This is a genomic window from Pseudarthrobacter siccitolerans, assembly GCF_001046895.1.
GTDB classification, from domain to species: domain Bacteria; phylum Actinomycetota; class Actinomycetes; order Actinomycetales; family Micrococcaceae; genus Arthrobacter; species Arthrobacter siccitolerans.
The window spans coordinates 209,524-226,569 of record NZ_CAQI01000042.1 but is presented as its reverse complement, the minus strand read 5'-3'; the positions used below and the strand labels follow the sequence as shown (position 1 = coordinate 226,569).

The following is a 17,046-nucleotide window of genomic DNA, read 5'->3' as shown; positions in this document are numbered from 1 at the left end:
CGGATGCGGGTGCGCCCCTGGGACTGTGCCGGACTGGATTGGTTGCTTGCGGACTTGCAACCGGAGCATGGAAGCTGCAACAGTCTGTGAATGTCTTTCGCATCCCCCAGCGCAGCCTCACATCCCGCCGTCCCTCCACTGAAAGACATGGGTGAGCCAGGGATGACCATCCCAGCCGAAATCGATACCCCGGAAATCATGATCGACCTGGACGTGCTGCAGCGAATATTGACCGCATGGCAACCGCCGTCCAGGCAAAGGGATTGGCCGTTCGCCCGCACGTTAAGACACACAAAATTCCCGAAATCGCTCAAATGCAGCTGGCGGCCGGTGCAGTCGGATTGACTTTAGCAACCCTCGGAGAGGCGGAGGTTTTTGCAGAGTACGGAGCCCAGCTGGAGAGATTGAGGTCCGGCCGGAAATCGATAGTGGCCATCACCGCAGCGGCATAGCTCCGGACGCCGTCGTCGCCGTAGCCCGTGCCGCCGCAACGGCAGGGCTCAGGGTAATCGGGGTCTTTACCTTCCCCGGACACAGTTATGCTCCTCGCATGTCACAGCAGGCCGCTGATGAGGAACGCTGGGCCCTTGGTGTGGCCTCGGACCTGCTGATCGAGGCTGGGTTCCACATCGTCCACCGCAGTGGCGGATCCACTCCAAGCGCCAGCTTCACCGCCCCGTCCACGGCCACAGATGATTGGTGCATCGAGCACATGGAGACCGGCGATACACTCTCGGTCTGGACGTCACTCATGTCGAACCTCAGCAACTGCTACGCCTTGGAGCGCCTCGTGCAGCGGCACAGCAATGTTGTACACATCACCGGTCGCGGTGGTGGGGCTCCACGAGGTAATGGTCCCGTGTTGATGGCCTGGCCGGACATGGAAGACATCGGGAAGCTGGTGCGCTACGGCCGCGGGATCCGGGCCATCTGCCTCATCACCGGGAATGCCGACCAGATCCGACCGTGGGTCATGGCGATGAAACCGGACATTCTTGGCGACGGGTCGGACTGGGAAACTTTCTCCCCCGATCTCGACCCGATCGTCATAGAGGCCCTGAGGAGCCTGACGCTTACGGTGAACCACAACAACACGATATCGGCAGGCTATGAGAAGGATCGGGTCGTCGGCGTCCTCCTGGCGCTGCGCGACGCCAGAATCCCGATGGACGCCGACGCCATCCAGGGTTGGGCCCTTGCTCACGGGTGGGCCGGCAAGAACCCGGAGCGGCTCGCGCAGTACGTCCGGGACATCAACAGCGGGAAGCGCCCGCGGGCCCGGCCTGTGCTCCGCGCCGAATACATCGACCATCTGCGGCAGAAGCTGGCGTCGGGCCACAACGATCCAGACGCGGAGGATTAGGAATCACAGTAGGCGGTTTCGCCGCCCCGTCGTCTGGCTCTTCTGCGAATCTGAAGAGCAAAGCGACGTGGCTGAATCGGAGATCACCACATGAACCATCAAGGTTGGGCTTCTGACTGTGTGGGCACGGATCTGCTAGGAGACAGCAGCCGGGTGTGGACGGATAATGAGCGGCTATGGAACCAAATGCTGAGGTTTCCCGTGGTCCCTGCCCGGGGGAAGAGTGGGCCTACAGGCTGCGTGACGATGCGCCGTCCGAGCGGGTGCACATCGTGGCGGTGCATCAGGAGGGTCGAAGATTCCGGGTCGACATCCGTCACATGCACGGACATCCACCGGGCAGGGAGGAGAACGTCCCTCGCTCGCGGCTCAAGGTACCGTGGGAAGACGTAGTCCCGTACGATGCCGCAATGGATGGCTGGAGGCGGCTCAAGGCCGAGGCCATCGACGAACATGAGGCGTCGGCCCTTTGGGCGGCCCTTGAGCTGCTTGTACCTTTGGAGGTCGCCGAGCTGTCTGTCGCTTCAAGCGACGATTCGTTGACGGTCCACGATCACGTCGCCTTCGAAGCGCTCACCGGACAGACCGTGGCTGCCTTCCAAGCCCGATTTTCCTGGCTGGTTCACGACGGCGAGGTGTTCCTATCGCCGCGTGCGGCGCTGGCTGTCGTGGAGCTGGCCTGTCGCAGGAACCCGGCCCCGGTCCTGGACCTCGTCATGGCCGAGAAGCAGTGGCTCGAGAAAAATCCAAACGGGGCGGAACAATTGAAAACTGGGAAACCCGGGAACCGGTAGCCACTTCAGCTGAGTTTGAATGCGACTATTACCTGCGCCGCCAAAGACCCATTCATGAGATCCTCCGCCAATGGTGCGGTTACGGGTCGGTGACGGCCCATGAACGGCTCTTGGCCGCAGAAGCGGAAGTTATTCGCCTCGACGTCCTCCTGACATGGGCTGTGGACCACATCCGCAGGACTGACAAGGGCACCGCAGAAATGATCGAGAGGGAGCACGAGGAGGACCGCATCACCCCTTACACCATCCGCCCGGTTCCCCAACGTCCGCTGAAACCGCACGAAATCCCGCGGATAGAAGTACCCACCCGCCGCGGCTGGTACCGCTGACACCTACCTACCGTCTCAAGATCTCAGGTCCAACGACTCCGCGACATAAGCCACCTCTCGCACACTTTCACGCATATTGATTCCCAGCGATCGTCGGGCATGTGAGAATGCGGTTAGCGCAATGGCCTCGGCCCGGACAGCAGACGACAGATGGCTGTCCGCCGAACAACGAGGAGGGGCGATGTTCAGTCAACCAGCACCAGAAAATCCGGGCCAACGGTCTCTTCATGATCTACGGCCAGATGTTGATGAGCCGAGCGAATTCGAGTGGGACCAGCGCATCCGAGGAGCCTACTCGGGTGGTCCGCGCGTGAGTTCCCACTTCGGAGACGTGAAAGAACCTCTTGTAGATTTCATCCGCGGCTCCGAAGCCGTGGTCGGATGTGTTGCATGGCTGACCGATCTGGAGGTCTTGGACGAGATTGCCAAAATCGACGGGGCTTTGGTCGTCCAGAAGGAAGACTTCCTCCGGCCCGACCTTGGCACCAACGGTGACGACTGGAAAGGCCGGTTGCGCCAGCGGTATGACAGCATTGACAACCCGTGGATGCGCTGGTGGTTCCCGGAGCCCCTCAGGAGCATGTCGACCTTGAGGCTGAGCGGGATCGAAGGCGTTCGTTGCGTCGGCAACCACAACTCGGAGCGGAAGGCGGCCAGCCCGCGCATGCACCACAAATTCCTGGTCCGTCTACGCCAGACGGCAGTTCCGGGCGACGTTGTGGGGGGCTTGGAGATGGCTGACTCCATCACTCTTGAGGCCGAGAGCGTCTGGACGGGTTCCTTCAACTTCACCAGGAACGCCGGCTTCTCGTTCGAGAATGCCGTGGTGATCCACGACGCAGCCATCGCCCATTCCTACTTCGAGGAGTTCAGCCGCGTCGCTTCTCTAAGCGAGCCCCTCGACTGGACGTCAAGGTGGGTTGAACCCGAGTGGCGGCTGGGCACGTAGCTGGAAAGCCACGACATCCTGCAGGGCCTTGTTCGGCGCGACCTCCTAAGCCATGGCTCAGGCGCTGGCACCTTCGATCGATACCACACGCACCGAAACGCTTCGCTCTTCGAGCGACGCCGCCTGTCTGACCAAGTTAACCTTTGTGAAGGTGAAAAGGGTTTTCGCAGTCACCGGTTTCCCCTCACCCCGATGCATGGCTAGTACGACCCTCGAGGGCTTCGACCCCAGCCTATCTGCATTACCGCCAAGCGCCTTGATTCTGCTTCTCAGCTTCTCCCTCGCCTGAGAGTCGTTGCATAGAGCGTCCGCGGACACGAGCGCCTGCGCCAGGAGATGACTCGCGGCAGCGGACTTCTCGGTCTTCTTCACATGGATCAGCGTCGCGTCCGGAAGATATACGTCGCACGCTTCGATCCCTCGGCGGTGAAGGTCAGTGGTGATTAGCTTCCGATCAAGGCAAATCCCTCCCAGCGCGGCGGCCAGAGCCTTGTTGTACGCTTCCTCGTCATCGGCAGCGTGCCATTCCGGGAAATCCAGATCGTCTACCGGGCGATCGAAGAGCTCTTTGGTCATCCGGTTGATATTCTCGACGTAGTCGTGGTGGATCTGATACCAGGAGCCGTCGTAGAGCGCGTAGGTCCGGCCGTCGAGATCGCCCTCGAACGCGACCCACCGCCTGAGAGGGATTGCCTGGCTGATCGGCTGGTCCCCTTCCGCGTCACGGCACAGCTGTATGGACGCGGAGTCCAGACGGGCCAGGCGCTTCCCGGCAGGAAGCTCATTCAGCGCTGCTCGTATCTCTGACCACTCTGGCTGCCCCGGACGAACACCGTTCCGCCCGCGTGGCCATAGTCCGGTAGGGACCCAAGAGTCCGGAGTGCCGTTCTCGTCCACCCTTTCGTGAGGCCACGCCAGTCCGACGTTGCCGCCGATGCCGTCCAGGGCGCTCGAAAGGAGCCCGTCTAGCCGCTCTCTCGTTTCAGGGTTCTTCACCGCCGCCAGCTGCTCGAGGATCTTGAGGGACGGGAGGGGGTCAGCCGCGAGCAGTTTCTCCAGCACATCCAGATCCGCGAGCACCTCCTCAGCGGTCAGGCCCAGCGGGACGTTGAGTGCGTCCGATCCCCGGATCTGCAGGGGTTCGCCCGCAGATCGGGAGAGGTTCGGCAAATCCGCGATCGCAACGATCCGGCTGACGGCCTCCCCGATATCACCAACGCCGAAACCCAACAAACCATCGCCCTGCGGGATGGTCGCGCGCGACGTCCGCGAGCGCTCGTCCATCGTGGTGACTGTGAGGGAGCGCAGCTTACCCGGATCCGCTGCCCGGATCGCGATGCGCTGTCCAAACAGGTTGTCTATCCTGCTGGGCTCGAGCAACTGGAAGCCCATCCCGTAGCTCAGTGCATAGGCGATGCCGCCTTCTGCCACTTGGTCCCCGGTCGGCCTCACCAGCAGCACGCCCGCTGGCGTGACGCCGCTAATCTCGACGTTGTCTCCGGTGAGAGTCGTCACCGTCGAGCACCAATCCGCCCTGTCCTTGGACATGGCACCTGCTACCAGGTAGGCAGGTCGCTTCCCTACCTCGACGCTGCGGTGATCGAAGCCTTCCCGATCGAGGTACTTGCGGCGGATGGCATCCTCGAAGTCCGAGACTCCTGTCAAGCGGTAAATCGTGGTGCGTCTTCCCGACTGCTTTTTCTCGATCATCTTCACTCCCCTGTTGAATATGACTGCTTAAACGATTCGAAGAACCGGGCGCTGATCTGCCGTTCCGAGCAGATCCCGCACCTGCGAGGTGCTGAGCTTCAAGACGTCAGCGAGCGCAGGTATTCCGGCCCCGTTCTCGCCGGCCAACTCGGCGGCCTTCCTCAGTAGTGTTGGAACCTCTCCTGCGTAGGAGCTGGTCGGGTCGGCATCGGGATCGTCGAGCATGGCAAGGCGCTGGTAGGCCCGGCGTGCTGAAGACTCTGTCGTGCGGCCACGTTCGACCATCCGGCGAATTAGCGAGTGCGGCGAGACACCCCAAGTCCTGCCGAGCCGGTCCAGGGCTGCCAGGTCGAGACGCTGCGGGAGCGCTGCATCCATCGAGGACGCGGGGGTCAGGAATGCTGCAGCAAACTCGTCGGCCTCTTTCTCGATCGCCGCGCTGTGCTCAACGCAATCGGTATGTAGCAGCAGGTGCCCAATCTCATGTGCGATCGAAAAGCGGTGCCGGAAGACGTTTTCGCTCCGGCGAGGCGTCGTGATGATGATGGGACGATCCAGGATCACTACTGAGAACGCATCAACCGCATCAATTTCACCGAGGGGTCGCACTGCCACCACGATGCCACGGGATTCAGTCGTGGCGACGAGGTGTTTGACGGGTCCGTCGGGCAGTTCCCAGTGCCGGCGCAACAACACGGCTGCATCCGCCGGCGATGTCCCCGTCGCCACGGCAGGTAGATCAGCCTCGGGAAGTTTCACGTACCGCTCAAGGGCGAACGTTAGTTCCCACACCATGGCCGCCGTGGCCAGTGCTTTCTGCCGATCGCTTACACGGGCGGACCTCAAGCTCCGGAAATGGGCATTCACAGTATCGATACGTGCCAGAGGACGGCCGATGCCAAAGAAGCCAGGGCGAACGTTCAAGGCCCGTGCCAAGCTGTCAAGAACGTCAGGGCGGGGCGAGTTGACTCCAGCTTCGTACTGTCCGATAGCTGCAGCGGATACCCCGACTTCGGCGGCAAGGTCTGTCTTGCTCACTCCGGCACGAACCCGGGCCTGGGTCAGCCGTGCCGGCTCAAATCGTCCATGCGTCTGCCCGGAGCCGGAGAATTCGAACAGACTCGGAGTGTCCTCACGCATCCGACTGCGTAGCCTCCTGCTTCTGCAGCTCGACGGCGGGCACGACCGGCACACCACTATCGAACGACTCGACATCGAACGACGCGTCGGCCGCATTTAGTTCCGGCTGCCAGATGGATTCATGCCCGCGAAGCACAACCTCGTCGGTCACATGGTTGAGTTCAGCGATTGCCCATTCGATCGACTGCAACTGACGGGGTGAAGACTGGATCATGACAAGCACCAGCGGCATCGTATCGCCGACCTCGCGTACGACACGCTCGAGCTCTGTCTCGTCGTCTGCAGCTTCGACAGGCTCAGGACCAGCCAACAATGCCGGGTCGAACAACATCGGATCCAGAGGCGGCGCGATGAACCCGTTCCTCTTCGTCGGGCTTGTCGCGAATGAGGCAACCGCGTCAACAGCTTCAGGAACCCTCCACAGATAGACGAGGCAGTCATTAACCACGGGGAGCTTGTAATTGGCCGGAGGCAGTTTGTACGACTGAAAACCGCGCGCCGTCAGTGCTTCGTGGGCGTCATCGAGCAGGTCCCGCCACTGGGTGCCAAACCCCATCGCGTACCGGGATTCCGAAATCTGGTGCGCCTCGGCGAAACGGCTATGCCGGGATCGCGCAGCCTGAACGAGCAAGTCGCGAATTGTCGGAGCATGGAGTCCGAGTGCATCGGTGGGAGAGTTTGGAACCACGGCAGGCCTCCTGAACAGGCATCGGTGCCGCGGGCGCGGCAAAGACTGAAACTTCAGTGTTGCACACGATTCGCGCATGGAAGCTTCAGTGACATACGCGGCGTGTCGGATCCTGTTTCCATGGGATGTTTGGCGCGTAGGTGTCCGGCAGCCCGCCCTGCACCTGGAATCCCCGGGGTAACGGATCGTAGACCGCAACTGGCGCTGTTCCAATTCCGTGATTACCGAGGCCGCACCACCAACATACTTAAGGGTGCACTCCCGGAGGTGCAGGAAAGCGTAAAGACCATGTGTGTGCGCCCTGCTGACATCGAAATTCTGGCTGATGCGTGGACGGTAGCCAGGACCGATCCGACCAACTCTGGGTTCTCGCGGGTACCGACAGACCCACAAACTCCGAGGGCATGTCCTCCAGATAGGGATGCACCAGGGCTCGTGCCACACCCCGAATCTGCTGGGTTCAGGAGGCTTTCAGAGTTAAAGAGCTTATGCTCGAGCAGGCGCCGATCAACTCCGGACGTGATACCAGCCGCTAGCTTGTGGCGTTCACGGACGCCTCAAAGCGGCTCGTCCCGGTCTTTCCTTGGGTGAGTTCCGCATCGGTTGCCGGAAGAGGTTCGGCCAGTCGTTCGTCAAAGTTGGCTGCGAGCAGTTCCCCGGAATGTATGATGTGAGCCACCATGGCTGCACGTGTCTTGTCCGAGTCCCCTGAGCGGATTCCCTCTAGCAGTTCCTCGTGGTCAGTGACGGTTGCCTGGGGCCAGCCCGGGATGGAGGAATAGAACTGTCTCGGGACGTAGCGGGTGACCAGGCCCAGCATCCAGATGATCTTCCGGGAATCGGCCATCAGGTTGATCTCGCGATGGAAGGCGTGATTCTTCTCTTCGAGCCGATCGTGGTCGTTCCGGGCGGCGGCCGCGATCAGCTCGTGGTGCAGTGCCTCGAGCTCGGCCACGTCCTGCGCCGTGGCCTTGGTGGCGGCCCGGGCGGCAAGTTCCCCGCCGATGAGGGCCTGCACCTGGAAAAGGTCCCGGATGTCCTGTCCGGTAAGTGGTGCCACGACGAACCCGCGCCGCGGCACGAGTTCCAGGAAGCCTTCCACCCTGAGGGCCTGCAGCGCCTCGCGCGCCGGCGTGGTGGAGATTCCTAAGTCCTCGCCGATGGTCTCGGGGCGGACCAAGGTCCCGGGCCGTATTTCACCGGACATGATGAGGCCCCGGATATGGGCGGTTGCCTTTTCGCTCAGTTGCGGGCGGGCGCTGCTACGGGGGCTACGGCTGGTCATGGGCTGCGGACTCTTTCTGATCAATTTCCCCACCTAACATACGGCATCAGCCACGGCTTGCCTGGGGTACAGATCAGCCGTGGCTGATGCGCAATCAGGGGTGATTCAGTTGATGGTTCCGGGCCGGGCCGGACCGGGCGTGTGCAGCCCCAGTTCGGCCAGGATCTTTTCGGTGTGCTGGCCGATCTCCGGCACCGGATCCATCCTGACGTCCGCTTCCCGGGACGAGACGGGGGGCAGCAGGCTGCGCAGCGGGCCCGCCGGGGATTCAACGTCTTGCCAGCGGTTGCGCTCTGCCAGTTGAGGGTGCGCGGCGAACTCGTGCATGTCCCGCAGCTGGGCATTGGCAATTCCGGTCGCGTCTAGCCGGGACAGGACCTCGGCTGCCGGCAAAGCACCCAGAACCGCGTTGATGGCATCGTGCAGTGCCGCACGGTTGTCCACGCGCAGCGCGTTGCCGGCGAAGCGGCCGTCCTGAGCCAGCGCCGGCTGCTGCAGCACGTCCGTGCAGAACTTGGCCCATTCGCGCTCATTCTGGATGCCGAAGAACACAGTGCCGTCGGCCGCACCGAATGGTCCGTAAGGCGCGATGCTGGCGTGTTGGGCGCCGCTGCGGGCGGGCGGGGCTCCGCCATATTCGGCGTAGAAGTATGGCTGGGCCATCCATTCGCCCAGCGCCTCGAGCATGGAGACTTCCAAAACATCGCCGCGGCCTGTGGTGGCCCGCTGCAGCAAGGAAGTCAGGATTCCGGAATAGGTGTACATACCGGCCGAGATGTCGGCGATGGATACACCCACCTTGGCCGGGGAATCCGGCGTGCCGGTGACGCTCAGCAGGCCGGCCTCGCACTGGACCAGTAGATCGTAGGCCTTCTTCTGTTCGTAGGACCCGCCGCGGCCGTAGCCGGAGATCGAGGCATGGATCAGCCGCGGGTTCAGCGCCAGCGCTTCGTCCGGTCCCAGACCCAGGCGTTCGACGGCGCCTGGCGCCAGATTCTGGACCAGCACGTCAGCGGTGGATACCAGCTTGCGCAACACGGCCATGCCCTCTGCGGACTTCAGGTCCAGGACGATGCTTTCCTTGGACCGGTTCAGCCATACGAAGTAGCTGGCCATGCCGTGGACCTTGGTGTCATAGCCGCGGGCGAAGTCCCCGGTGTCCCGTTCGACCTTGATCACGCGGGCGCCCAGATCGGCGAGTTGGCGCGTGGCGAACGGGGCGGCGACGGCCTGTTCGAGGGAGATGACGGTGATGCCCGCCAGTGGCAGGGCGCCCATTTATTGCTCCTTCCCTGCGCGCTGCAGGATACGTCTGGCCCGCTCGGTGACGGGACGGTCTATCATCTGGCCGTCCACCTGGGCGGCGCCGCCTTCGGCTCTGATGACCGACAGCGCCCACTCTACGTCCGCCTCCGCGGGAGCGAACGTCCCTTGCACGGCCGCCAGCTGGGCGGGGTGGATGCACAGTTTTCCGCCGAACCCGAAGTTCCGGGCGAGCCGGGCTGAATCGGCAACCTTGCCGGTGTCCTTGATGTCTGTGGAGGGCGAGTCGAGCGGCGCCGCGATGCCGGCCGCGCGGGAGGCCAGGACCAGCTGCGCCCGGGCGTGGTCCAGGAATCGGTCCCCTCCGTCGGCGTCGATGTCCAGGGCGAAATCGATGGCGCCGAAGGCCAGCCGGGTAACGCCCGGCACGCGTGCCAGCTCCACGGCGTTCACCACGCCGAGCGCGGATTCAACTAGCGGCACCAGCGCCAGATGTTTTGGCAGGTCCGCTCGCAGTTGCCGCAGTGCACCGGCGTCTTCCGCCTTCGGCACGACGATGCCCAGCAGACCTGACCCCGGCGTGCGGACGGCGGACAGCAGCAAGGTGATGTCGGCGTCGTAATGGCCGGAACCCTGCGGGTTCACCCGCACCAAGGCACGCACCGCTGCGCCGCCGTCGGACGGTGCCACAGCCTCCACGGCCGCAGCCAAGGCTGCGGACTTGGCGTCAAGTGCCACGGCGTCTTCCAGATCAATGATCACGACGCCGGCACCCGCGGCGGCTGCCTTGGCGAACCGGTCGGGACGGTCACCGGGAACAAACAAGGCGGTGACCGCCGCGACGACATTTTCCGTGGCGGTGCCCACCGTGGCCACAACCTGAGGCTCGGCCGTCACTGGAAGTCCCCGACCGAGGGCAGGGTGGACTCATCCGGACGGGCGGATTCGACGCCAGGGAGGTGGCCCTGCCGGTACACCATAAACGTGCGGCGGTAGCTGATCACGATTTTGCTGTCCTGGTTGAAGCCCTCGGTGGCGACAGTGACCAGGCCCAGGTTGGGGCGGGACTTCGACTCCCGAACGGAGAGGACCTTGGACCGCGAGTAGATCGTGTCGCCTTCATAGACCGGGTTCGGCATGCGGACCTCGTCCCAGCCCATGTTCGCGAAGACATTCATGGACAGGTCGATGGTGGATTGGCCCGTGACCAGCGCGAGAGTAAGAGTGGAATTGACCAGCGGAAGGCCGAACTCGGTGGCCTTGGCGAAATTGCGGTCCACGTGCGTTTTTGCCACGTTCTGCGTCATCAGCGTGAAGGACTGGTTGTCCGCCTCTGTGACCGTCTTGCCGAACGGGTGGTAGTAGATGTCCCCGGGGGTGAAGTCTTCAAACAGGCGACCTGTCCAGCCCTCCACTACTCCGCCTTCCCGGGCTGTTGCCTGGGTTGCTGCTTCGGTCATCGGTGGTCTCCTTAGGTTCGTGGCGGCCTCCGGCGAATGCTAACCGTTGGACACCCAATATATTGGCAAGTAGTCGCCAGTTTGACCGAAAAAGAATTAGAATGTCAAGGATCTACCGCTTGCATAAACCGTTTACATGCCCCTTGCCAGATCCCAATATATTGACGTATGGTCATTTTCCAGAGGTGACGGAGGGTCGCCAGCAACAATTTCAAGGAGCAACGATGCAAACCCTGACCACCGGACTGGACCAGCTGCGCGAGCAGACCCGCCTCCTGTGCGAAGGCTTCCCGGATGCGTACTGGCGCGAGACGGACCGCAACCGCCGCTACCCGCAGGAGTTCGTAGACACCCTCACCGAGGCCGGCCTGCTCTCGGCGCTAATCCCGGCCGAGTACGGCGGCCTGGGCCTGGGCCTGACCGAGGCCAGCGTCATAATGGAGGAAATCAACAAGTCCGGCGGCCACTCGGCTGCATGCCACGCGCAGATGTACACCATGGGTGCGCTGCTCCGGCACGGTAACGCGGCTCAGAAGAACGAATACCTGCCGCAGATCGCTGCCGGCTCGCTGCGGCTGCAGGCCTTCTCCATCACCGAGGACAAGGCCGGCTCGGACACCACCAGCATCGAGACGGCCGCCGTGCGCGATGGCGACGATTTCGTCATCACAGGCCACAAGAGCTGGACCAGCCGGATCGAGGAATCGGACCTGCTCTTTGTCTTGGCACGCACGTCCGGGAAGCCCGACGGCAAGGGAACTGATAAAACTCACGGCCTGACGCTGTTCCTGGTGGACCTGCGCCAGGTCCACCAGGAACAGCCTGACACGCTCGAGGTGGTCAAGGTCCGCACCATGTTCAACTACGCAACCAACCAAATCCACTACCACGGCATGCGCGTCCCGGCATCGGCCGTGATCGGCGAAGTCGGCAAGGGCTTCCGCTACGTCATCGACGGCTGGAACGCCGAACGCATTCTGCTCGCCTCCGAAGCGATCGGTGACGGCTATTGGTTCACGAAGCGGGGCGTGGAATACGCCAACAGCCGTGAGGTGTTCGGCCGCAAGATCGGCAGCAACCAGGGCGTGCAATTCCCCATCACTGACGCCTACATGAAGGTCCGCGCCGCAGACATGATGCGTTATGAAGCTGCCCGGCTCTTCGACGCCGGAGAACCCTGCGGCGCCGAGGCCAACATGGCCAAACACCTCGCCTCCGAAGCCAGTTGGGCCGCCGCCAACGCCTGCCTCGACACCCACGGCGGATACGGCTTCGTCGATGAGTACGACGTCGAACGCAAGTTCCGCGAAACGCGCATGTTCCAGGTGGCTCCCGTCAACAACAACATGATCAAGTCCTTCGTTGCCACCAAGGTCCTTGGTCTCCCCCGCTCCTACTAAAGCCCGCGGATCTGGTGCGGCACGGTCGTGGTCGCTACAAGCCCCCGAAGCCGGGCACGCTGGGTCCTCGTTGACGATTCCATGATTGTTTCCCCCTGAAAGGCTTTGAATGTCGTTTCACCCCCAAATGTCGTGGTCTCCTGTTGTGGGCCACTGGGTCGAAATTCGCCGTAATGGAGTGACTATTGACGCGGGGACGGTGGACGCAGTAACCCCTAACGACGACACGCTGTGGCTACGGGCCATGGGAATTGCCACGAGAAGGATGTTCACCCGGGATCCGGGCTTGGAAGTATGGATCGACTACACGTGGGAGCATCCCCAACTCAACCGTCAGGCTGAGTCTCCAGGCGAATATGACTCTCAACGCCCCAATATCGATACAGACGGGTGATGGATAGACCATGCCGAGAAATCACTCGAACCACCGCATGCCGTTTCGCAGGGCGTTTGAACGCGGTATTCGTCGCCAAACGGTGTCCTTCCGACGCGCCTGTTACTTGTTCTCGACCAGGCAGGACTGAAATGTCCTCATACAGAAAGATTCAGATGAATTCGTGCCTGCTCCCGGCGTGGTTGTCAGTGCATTCGGGCGAATCCCGAGGAAGACGTTCTCGAGAGCCACTGTCCCGTTCGACTAAAGGACTCGGACCCGAACAGAAGGGGTGTACACCACAGGCCGCTGTGGCGGAATGCCCCGCCCCGGGTCAGAGACGGTCTGCTCAGAGCACCGGTCCGCTCCACTCGGAGGTTCGGCATGGGCTAGTCACCATTCCGGCTGATTCGAACATTCTCATCCAGGACAGGCCAAGACTAGGTGCAACCACCCAGGTAGTGGGCGCCGCCCTCGACATGACTTCGATGCATGAAACCCAACCAACTCGGTGACTACCTTCGGGCGCGACGCGCTCAGTTGCTCCCTTCTGACGTTGGCATCCCGACCTATGGGACCCGACGGGTCAAAGGGCTACGCCGGGAAGAGATCGCCTTCCTCGCGGGTGTCAGCAGCGACTACTACGCACGGCTTGAACAGGGCCGTGAACGACACCCTTCCCCGCAGGTGCTGGATGCCATCGCGCGGGCAATGAATTTCGATGATGACGCCCGCACGCATTTGTTCCTTCTTGCAGGGGCATCACAGAGTCGAAGCAGGACACCCGCCCGTGAGTGGGTCAGCCCCGCACTGCTTGAGCTCATGGACAATTTCACCACCACACCGGCATTCGTCATCAACCGCGCCCACGATCTCCTTGCCATGAATTCCCTGGCCAGAGTTCTCTACTCACCATTTACCTTGCAGGACAATCTTGTGCGGATGATTTTCCTCGATTCAGCAGGAACGAGCTTCTATGGCCGTTGGGATGGTGCTGCGCAGGCCACAGTAGCGCACGTCCGCGATGCCATGGGGCATGATCCGCAGAACGCCAGGATCCGGGAGCTTGTTGACGAGCTCACCGCGGAGAGCGAACGATTTGCCGAATTATGGGACCAATATGAAGTGCGGGGTAAAACCAAAGCCCCGAAAGATCTGTTTCATCCAGCCGTCGGTCCCCTTGTGCTGACCTACCAGGCCTTCGACGTCCGGGACGCCCCCGGGCAACAGCTCATCACCTACCACGCAGAGCCGCATTCATCGAGCGCTCAGGCGCTGACTCTCCTTAGCACTCTCGCCGGCGTGGGGCAGAGACATGACAGTGGTCAATCCGTGCCCAATTAGCTCCCGTCGCCGTCCATGCAGGCCGCGTCCAACCTAGGAACGCGGCGTCCTGTATGAGGGGCCGCTTTCAGGGAAGAGTGAAGTCCAGCCCCCGTCCAGAGCACGAGGACAGGGAGAATATCGATTCCTCGAAAGGCAGACGCATGTCCGCTTCCGTCCCTGACAGCCATCCCGCTGTCCCTTGGCCACCGTCAACCCCCATCATCGCCGTTCTGACATTCACGGCGGTGGTGATCGTCGGCCAAATGTATTCGGTGTTGGCGATCCTCCCTGCCATCGCAGAAAGTCTTAGGATCGGACCCAGTGAGGCAACCGGCACCGCAACGGTTTTCGGTGTCGCCTATGCGGCCGGATTCCTCATTGCCGGCCCGTTGGCATCCAAGCATGGGTCCAGACGGGTCATGGTTGCCGGTCTGGGCGCGGCCGCCCTGGCAACGGCAGTTGCAGGGGTGCCTACCAACCTCCCATGGGAGCTTGTCGCCAGGGCAGCGCAGGGCGGCACGGCAGCAACCTTTGCTCCGGCAGCCTTTACCTACGTTGCCGAACATCTCGTCCCCCGTCGCCGCCCTTTGGCCTTGACTTGCCTGACCAGCGCCTTCCTGGCCTCCGCCGTACTGCTCCAGCTCTTTGCACAGCTGATCGAACAAGTCTTTACGTGGCGCATGGTTTTCGTCTTCAGCGCTATCGCGTTGGCTGCGTGTGCTGTCGCTGTGGTTGCGCTTGTGCCCGACAGACCTTCAACGCAACCGTCTCCAGACACCCATCCATTTCGCGCGATACCCCGTGTTCTTGCTCGGGGGCGAATGCTCGCGTTGTACGGTTCAGCGGCCACCCTCTTAGGCGGCTATGCGGGCGTCTTCACCACGATCTCCTTGGTCGGCCCGTCGGATATCATCGCGGATCCGCAGACGCTCCAGACGCTGCGATTGGGGACCTTACCCGCATTGATAATGGTGCCATTGCTCGGCAAAGTACTTCATCGGTGGGGTGCCGGTGTTCGTGGATCCGGCTCGCTGGCGCTGGCCGCGGTGTTCGCCGGCGCAGCTTCTGCTCTCGATGGAAGCACGATAGCTCTTGGTTTCTCCGTCTTCCTCTTCATCGCCGCCATTGCCGCCGCCGCACCTGCCATTATCGAAGCAGTGGTCGCCATCGCCCGACCCGGGGAATCGGGCGGCGCAACAGCGCTCTACGGCTTCTTCATGTTTCTTGGCGGAAGCGCAGGACCACAGATTGCATCACTGCTGGCCCCGTCGGGCTTCGTTTGGGGAATGAGCGCTGCCGCGATGGCGCTCCTGACAGGTGCCGCCCTAATGTCCTTCGCCTGTCAATCGCGCCCTCAAATCCCCCGCGATGAAGGGGCTTACGTGTAAGGGGATTCGGATTGGATATCTTCATTCCGAGTCATCGCGGAAATGACACTCTCCGGGGCTGGTGTGGCCAGTCCCTGCGTTTCAGTACGGGCGCCGTATGCGCGAGTGATGGTGGCTGCGCCGTGCCGCGGCATCCAGGAAAACCATCCGTGACACATTGTCTCGGATGGTGAATTCCGCGAACAGCTCATTGGCCAGAGCATTCGATGCCATCACATTCCCAATCTCATCAATCAGGATCGCTGGTGTATGGGTGAACTTCCCCAGCAGCTCAGCGAGTGTCCGATCCAAAGGGACGAAAGACGATTCAATTTCATATAGCCATCTACGTTCAAGCTCGTCCGCCAAGGGATCGCCCCTCGGCAGCATCAACAGGTCGTCATGTTGTGGCAGTCTTCGGCGACCATGCCGACATTCTGCCACCGCAATCCCTACGGCGTACGGCTCCCCCGCACTTCCAGGTTGATCTTTGCCTAACCCCAACAAACCTACCCCAGCATTGACAGCTATCTGTCCCTGCCGCTCGATCCGTCCTCAACGGGACGGATTTTCAGCCACTCATGCTCCCGGCATGCGATCGAAGAGGTCATGCCCCACCTGGTTCGTCCTGCATAGGCGTGATCTCCGCACCAAACCCCGAGGGTAGGTGAGTTACACCCTGTTTGCCTCGCCAAGACTCGCGAATAGTGGTTACCCGGAAGCACAAGCTTTCATTTCCCAATCAAGCCGGTCACACCGGTTCTCACGATTCTTAGGAGTACGTAGTGAGCAAGCTAATTGAAGGAACCCCGCTGGCAGGTCGCGTCGCCGTAGTCACCGGAGCATCGAGCGGCATCGGCGAGGCGACCGCGGAGCGACTCGCCGAGCTTGGAGCCAAGGTCGCACTCATCGCCCGACGGAAGGATCGTCTCGACGTCCTCGCCGAGCGGATCACGAAGAATGGCGGAACAGCGCTCTCAGTGCCTACCGACGTCACCGATCGCGATGCCGTCCTGGCGGCTGCTGACAGGATCGACCTCGAACTGGGCACGGTAGACCTGGTTTTCGCTAACGCCGGCGTCCAGCTGATCTCCGAAATCGGCGACCTGAAAACCGAGGACTGGGATGCGCAGATCGATCTGAACATCAAGGGCGTCATGAACACCATCCAGGCGTTCGTCGGATCCCTCGAAACCGCCGGTGGCCAGGGGCGCTCGGCCGACCTCATCACTACCTCGTCGATCGCTGCCACCAGGGTGCTCGAGAAGTTCCAGGTGTACTCCGGCACCAAGGCGTACATCAGCCACATCACCCGATTGTTGCGGACCGAACTCGGGCGGAAGAACGTCCGCGTGTCCACAGTTGAGCCGGGCATGGTGAACACGGAACTTCCGGATCACGTCACCGATCCTGATGCCAGCAAGTTGATGGCGGACCTGATCAACCAGATCGACGTCCTGCGGTCGGCGGACGTGGCAGAAACCGTCGCGTTCGTTGCCGCACTTCCGAAGCACGTGAATCTCACCGAGCTCACGATTCTTCCGACGGCGCAAGCCATCTAACCCAGTCCCATCCGATCCAGGCGGTGGGGCCGGGCCC

At 62.1% G+C, this 17,046-nt stretch carries 17 protein-coding genes; 9 read left to right on the top strand and 8 right to left on the bottom strand.

The window, feature by feature from the left end; translation table 11 throughout:
* Positions 1-236 precede the first annotated feature (236 nt).
* The 5 genes from ARTSIC4J27_RS23405 to ARTSIC4J27_RS10260 all read left to right on the top strand — a co-directional run bounded on the left by ARTSIC4J27_RS23405 (position 237) and on the right by ARTSIC4J27_RS10260 (position 3,435).
* The gene (locus ARTSIC4J27_RS23405) at positions 237-452 is read left to right on the top strand and encodes a hypothetical protein (RefSeq protein ID WP_050055093.1); all 216 of its coding nucleotides are present in this window, start codon (positions 237-239) and stop codon (positions 450-452) included.
* Positions 404-1,363 carry an alanine racemase gene (locus tag ARTSIC4J27_RS23210; RefSeq protein ID WP_327077645.1) on the top strand — a complete coding sequence of 320 codons (960 nt, stop codon included), beginning with the start codon at positions 404-406 and terminating at the stop codon, positions 1,361-1,363. Before ARTSIC4J27_RS23405 ends, ARTSIC4J27_RS23210 begins: the two co-directional genes overlap by 49 nt.
* A 176-nt stretch (positions 1,364-1,539) precedes the next feature.
* Positions 1,540-2,157, top strand: coding sequence for a hypothetical protein (locus ARTSIC4J27_RS10270; protein ID WP_050055092.1), 618 nt, complete (start codon positions 1,540-1,542; stop codon positions 2,155-2,157).
* A gap of 110 nt (positions 2,158-2,267) precedes the next feature.
* Entirely contained in the window at positions 2,268-2,486 is a 219-nt protein-coding gene (locus tag ARTSIC4J27_RS10265) for a hypothetical protein (protein ID WP_050055091.1), read from the top strand.
* Between the two features lie 331 nt (positions 2,487-2,817).
* The gene (locus ARTSIC4J27_RS10260; protein WP_161799566.1) at positions 2,818-3,435 is read left to right on the top strand and encodes a phospholipase D-like domain-containing protein; all 618 of its coding nucleotides are present in this window, start codon (positions 2,818-2,820) and stop codon (positions 3,433-3,435) included.
* A gap of 57 nt (positions 3,436-3,492) precedes the next feature.
* Here ARTSIC4J27_RS10260 and ARTSIC4J27_RS10255 read toward each other — a convergent pair whose 3' ends face one another.
* From ARTSIC4J27_RS10255 to ARTSIC4J27_RS10225, 7 genes are all read right to left on the bottom strand, one after another.
* Positions 3,493-5,145 carry a DUF6119 family protein gene (locus ARTSIC4J27_RS10255; RefSeq protein ID WP_152683837.1) on the bottom strand — a complete coding sequence of 551 codons (1,653 nt, stop codon included), beginning with the start codon at positions 5,143-5,145 and terminating at the stop codon, positions 3,493-3,495.
* A gap of 27 nt (positions 5,146-5,172) precedes the next feature.
* On the bottom strand, positions 5,173-6,285 hold the full coding sequence (locus ARTSIC4J27_RS10250) for an XRE family transcriptional regulator (protein WP_050055088.1): 1,113 nt from the start codon (positions 6,283-6,285) through the stop codon (positions 5,173-5,175).
* Positions 6,278-6,916, bottom strand: coding sequence for a hypothetical protein (locus ARTSIC4J27_RS10245; protein ID WP_200900789.1), 639 nt, complete (start codon positions 6,914-6,916; stop codon positions 6,278-6,280). Before ARTSIC4J27_RS10245 ends, ARTSIC4J27_RS10250 begins: the two co-directional genes overlap by 8 nt.
* Before the next feature lie 589 nt (positions 6,917-7,505).
* Entirely contained in the window at positions 7,506-8,258 is a 753-nt protein-coding gene (locus tag ARTSIC4J27_RS10240) for a GntR family transcriptional regulator (protein ID WP_050055086.1), read from the bottom strand.
* 105 nt (positions 8,259-8,363) lie between these two features.
* The gene (locus ARTSIC4J27_RS10235; protein WP_050055085.1) at positions 8,364-9,536 is read right to left on the bottom strand and encodes a CaiB/BaiF CoA transferase family protein; all 1,173 of its coding nucleotides are present in this window, start codon (positions 9,534-9,536) and stop codon (positions 8,364-8,366) included.
* Positions 9,537-10,418 carry an HpcH/HpaI aldolase/citrate lyase family protein gene (locus ARTSIC4J27_RS10230; protein WP_050055084.1) on the bottom strand — a complete coding sequence of 294 codons (882 nt, stop codon included), beginning with the start codon at positions 10,416-10,418 and terminating at the stop codon, positions 9,537-9,539.
* Positions 10,415-10,981 carry a MaoC family dehydratase gene (locus tag ARTSIC4J27_RS10225; protein WP_050055083.1) on the bottom strand — a complete coding sequence of 189 codons (567 nt, stop codon included), beginning with the start codon at positions 10,979-10,981 and terminating at the stop codon, positions 10,415-10,417. The genes ARTSIC4J27_RS10230 and ARTSIC4J27_RS10225 overlap by 4 nt, the downstream gene beginning before the upstream one ends.
* A 224-nt stretch (positions 10,982-11,205) precedes the next feature.
* Here ARTSIC4J27_RS10225 and ARTSIC4J27_RS10220 point away from each other — a divergent pair, with 224 nt between their 5' ends.
* The 3 genes from ARTSIC4J27_RS10220 to ARTSIC4J27_RS10210 all read left to right on the top strand — a co-directional run bounded on the left by ARTSIC4J27_RS10220 (position 11,206) and on the right by ARTSIC4J27_RS10210 (position 15,468).
* Positions 11,206-12,381, top strand: coding sequence for an acyl-CoA dehydrogenase family protein (locus ARTSIC4J27_RS10220; protein WP_050055082.1), 1,176 nt, complete (start codon positions 11,206-11,208; stop codon positions 12,379-12,381).
* A gap of 865 nt (positions 12,382-13,246) precedes the next feature.
* Positions 13,247-14,098 (top strand): helix-turn-helix transcriptional regulator, encoded by an 852-nt coding sequence (locus ARTSIC4J27_RS10215; protein WP_050055081.1) that lies wholly within the window; start codon positions 13,247-13,249, stop codon positions 14,096-14,098.
* 143 nt (positions 14,099-14,241) lie between these two features.
* Positions 14,242-15,468: an MFS transporter gene (locus ARTSIC4J27_RS10210; RefSeq protein WP_161799565.1), complete on the top strand. Its 1,227-nt coding sequence runs from the start codon at positions 14,242-14,244 to the stop codon at positions 15,466-15,468.
* A gap of 81 nt (positions 15,469-15,549) precedes the next feature.
* Here ARTSIC4J27_RS10210 and ARTSIC4J27_RS10205 read toward each other — a convergent pair whose 3' ends face one another.
* On the bottom strand, positions 15,550-15,816 hold the full coding sequence (locus ARTSIC4J27_RS10205) for an MmyB family transcriptional regulator (protein WP_152683836.1): 267 nt from the start codon (positions 15,814-15,816) through the stop codon (positions 15,550-15,552).
* 416 nt (positions 15,817-16,232) lie between these two features.
* Here ARTSIC4J27_RS10205 and ARTSIC4J27_RS10200 point away from each other — a divergent pair, with 416 nt between their 5' ends.
* Positions 16,233-17,009 carry an SDR family oxidoreductase gene (locus ARTSIC4J27_RS10200; RefSeq protein WP_050055078.1) on the top strand — a complete coding sequence of 259 codons (777 nt, stop codon included), beginning with the start codon at positions 16,233-16,235 and terminating at the stop codon, positions 17,007-17,009.
* Positions 17,010-17,046 lie beyond the last annotated feature (37 nt).

Coding starts and splice junctions, on each gene's coding strand:
- ARTSIC4J27_RS23405 (WP_050055093.1), top strand. CDS start 237: ATGGCAACCGCCGTCCAGGCAAAGGGATTGGCCGTTCGCCCGCACGTT.
- ARTSIC4J27_RS10215 (WP_050055081.1), top strand. CDS start 13,247: ATGAAACCCAACCAACTCGGTGACTACCTTCGGGCGCGACGCGCTCAG.
- ARTSIC4J27_RS10225 (WP_050055083.1), bottom strand. CDS start 10,981: ATGACCGAAGCAGCAACCCAGGCAACAGCCCGGGAAGGCGGAGTAGTG.
- ARTSIC4J27_RS10250 (WP_050055088.1), bottom strand. CDS start 6,285: ATGCGTGAGGACACTCCGAGTCTGTTCGAATTCTCCGGCTCCGGGCAG.
- ARTSIC4J27_RS10240 (WP_050055086.1), bottom strand. CDS start 8,258: ATGACCAGCCGTAGCCCCCGTAGCAGCGCCCGCCCGCAACTGAGCGAA.
- ARTSIC4J27_RS10220 (WP_050055082.1), top strand. CDS start 11,206: ATGCAAACCCTGACCACCGGACTGGACCAGCTGCGCGAGCAGACCCGC.
- ARTSIC4J27_RS10235 (WP_050055085.1), bottom strand. CDS start 9,536: ATGGGCGCCCTGCCACTGGCGGGCATCACCGTCATCTCCCTCGAACAG.
- ARTSIC4J27_RS10270 (WP_050055092.1), top strand. CDS start 1,540: ATGGAACCAAATGCTGAGGTTTCCCGTGGTCCCTGCCCGGGGGAAGAG.
- ARTSIC4J27_RS10210 (WP_161799565.1), top strand. CDS start 14,242: ATGTCCGCTTCCGTCCCTGACAGCCATCCCGCTGTCCCTTGGCCACCG.
- ARTSIC4J27_RS10255 (WP_152683837.1), bottom strand. CDS start 5,145: ATGATCGAGAAAAAGCAGTCGGGAAGACGCACCACGATTTACCGCTTG.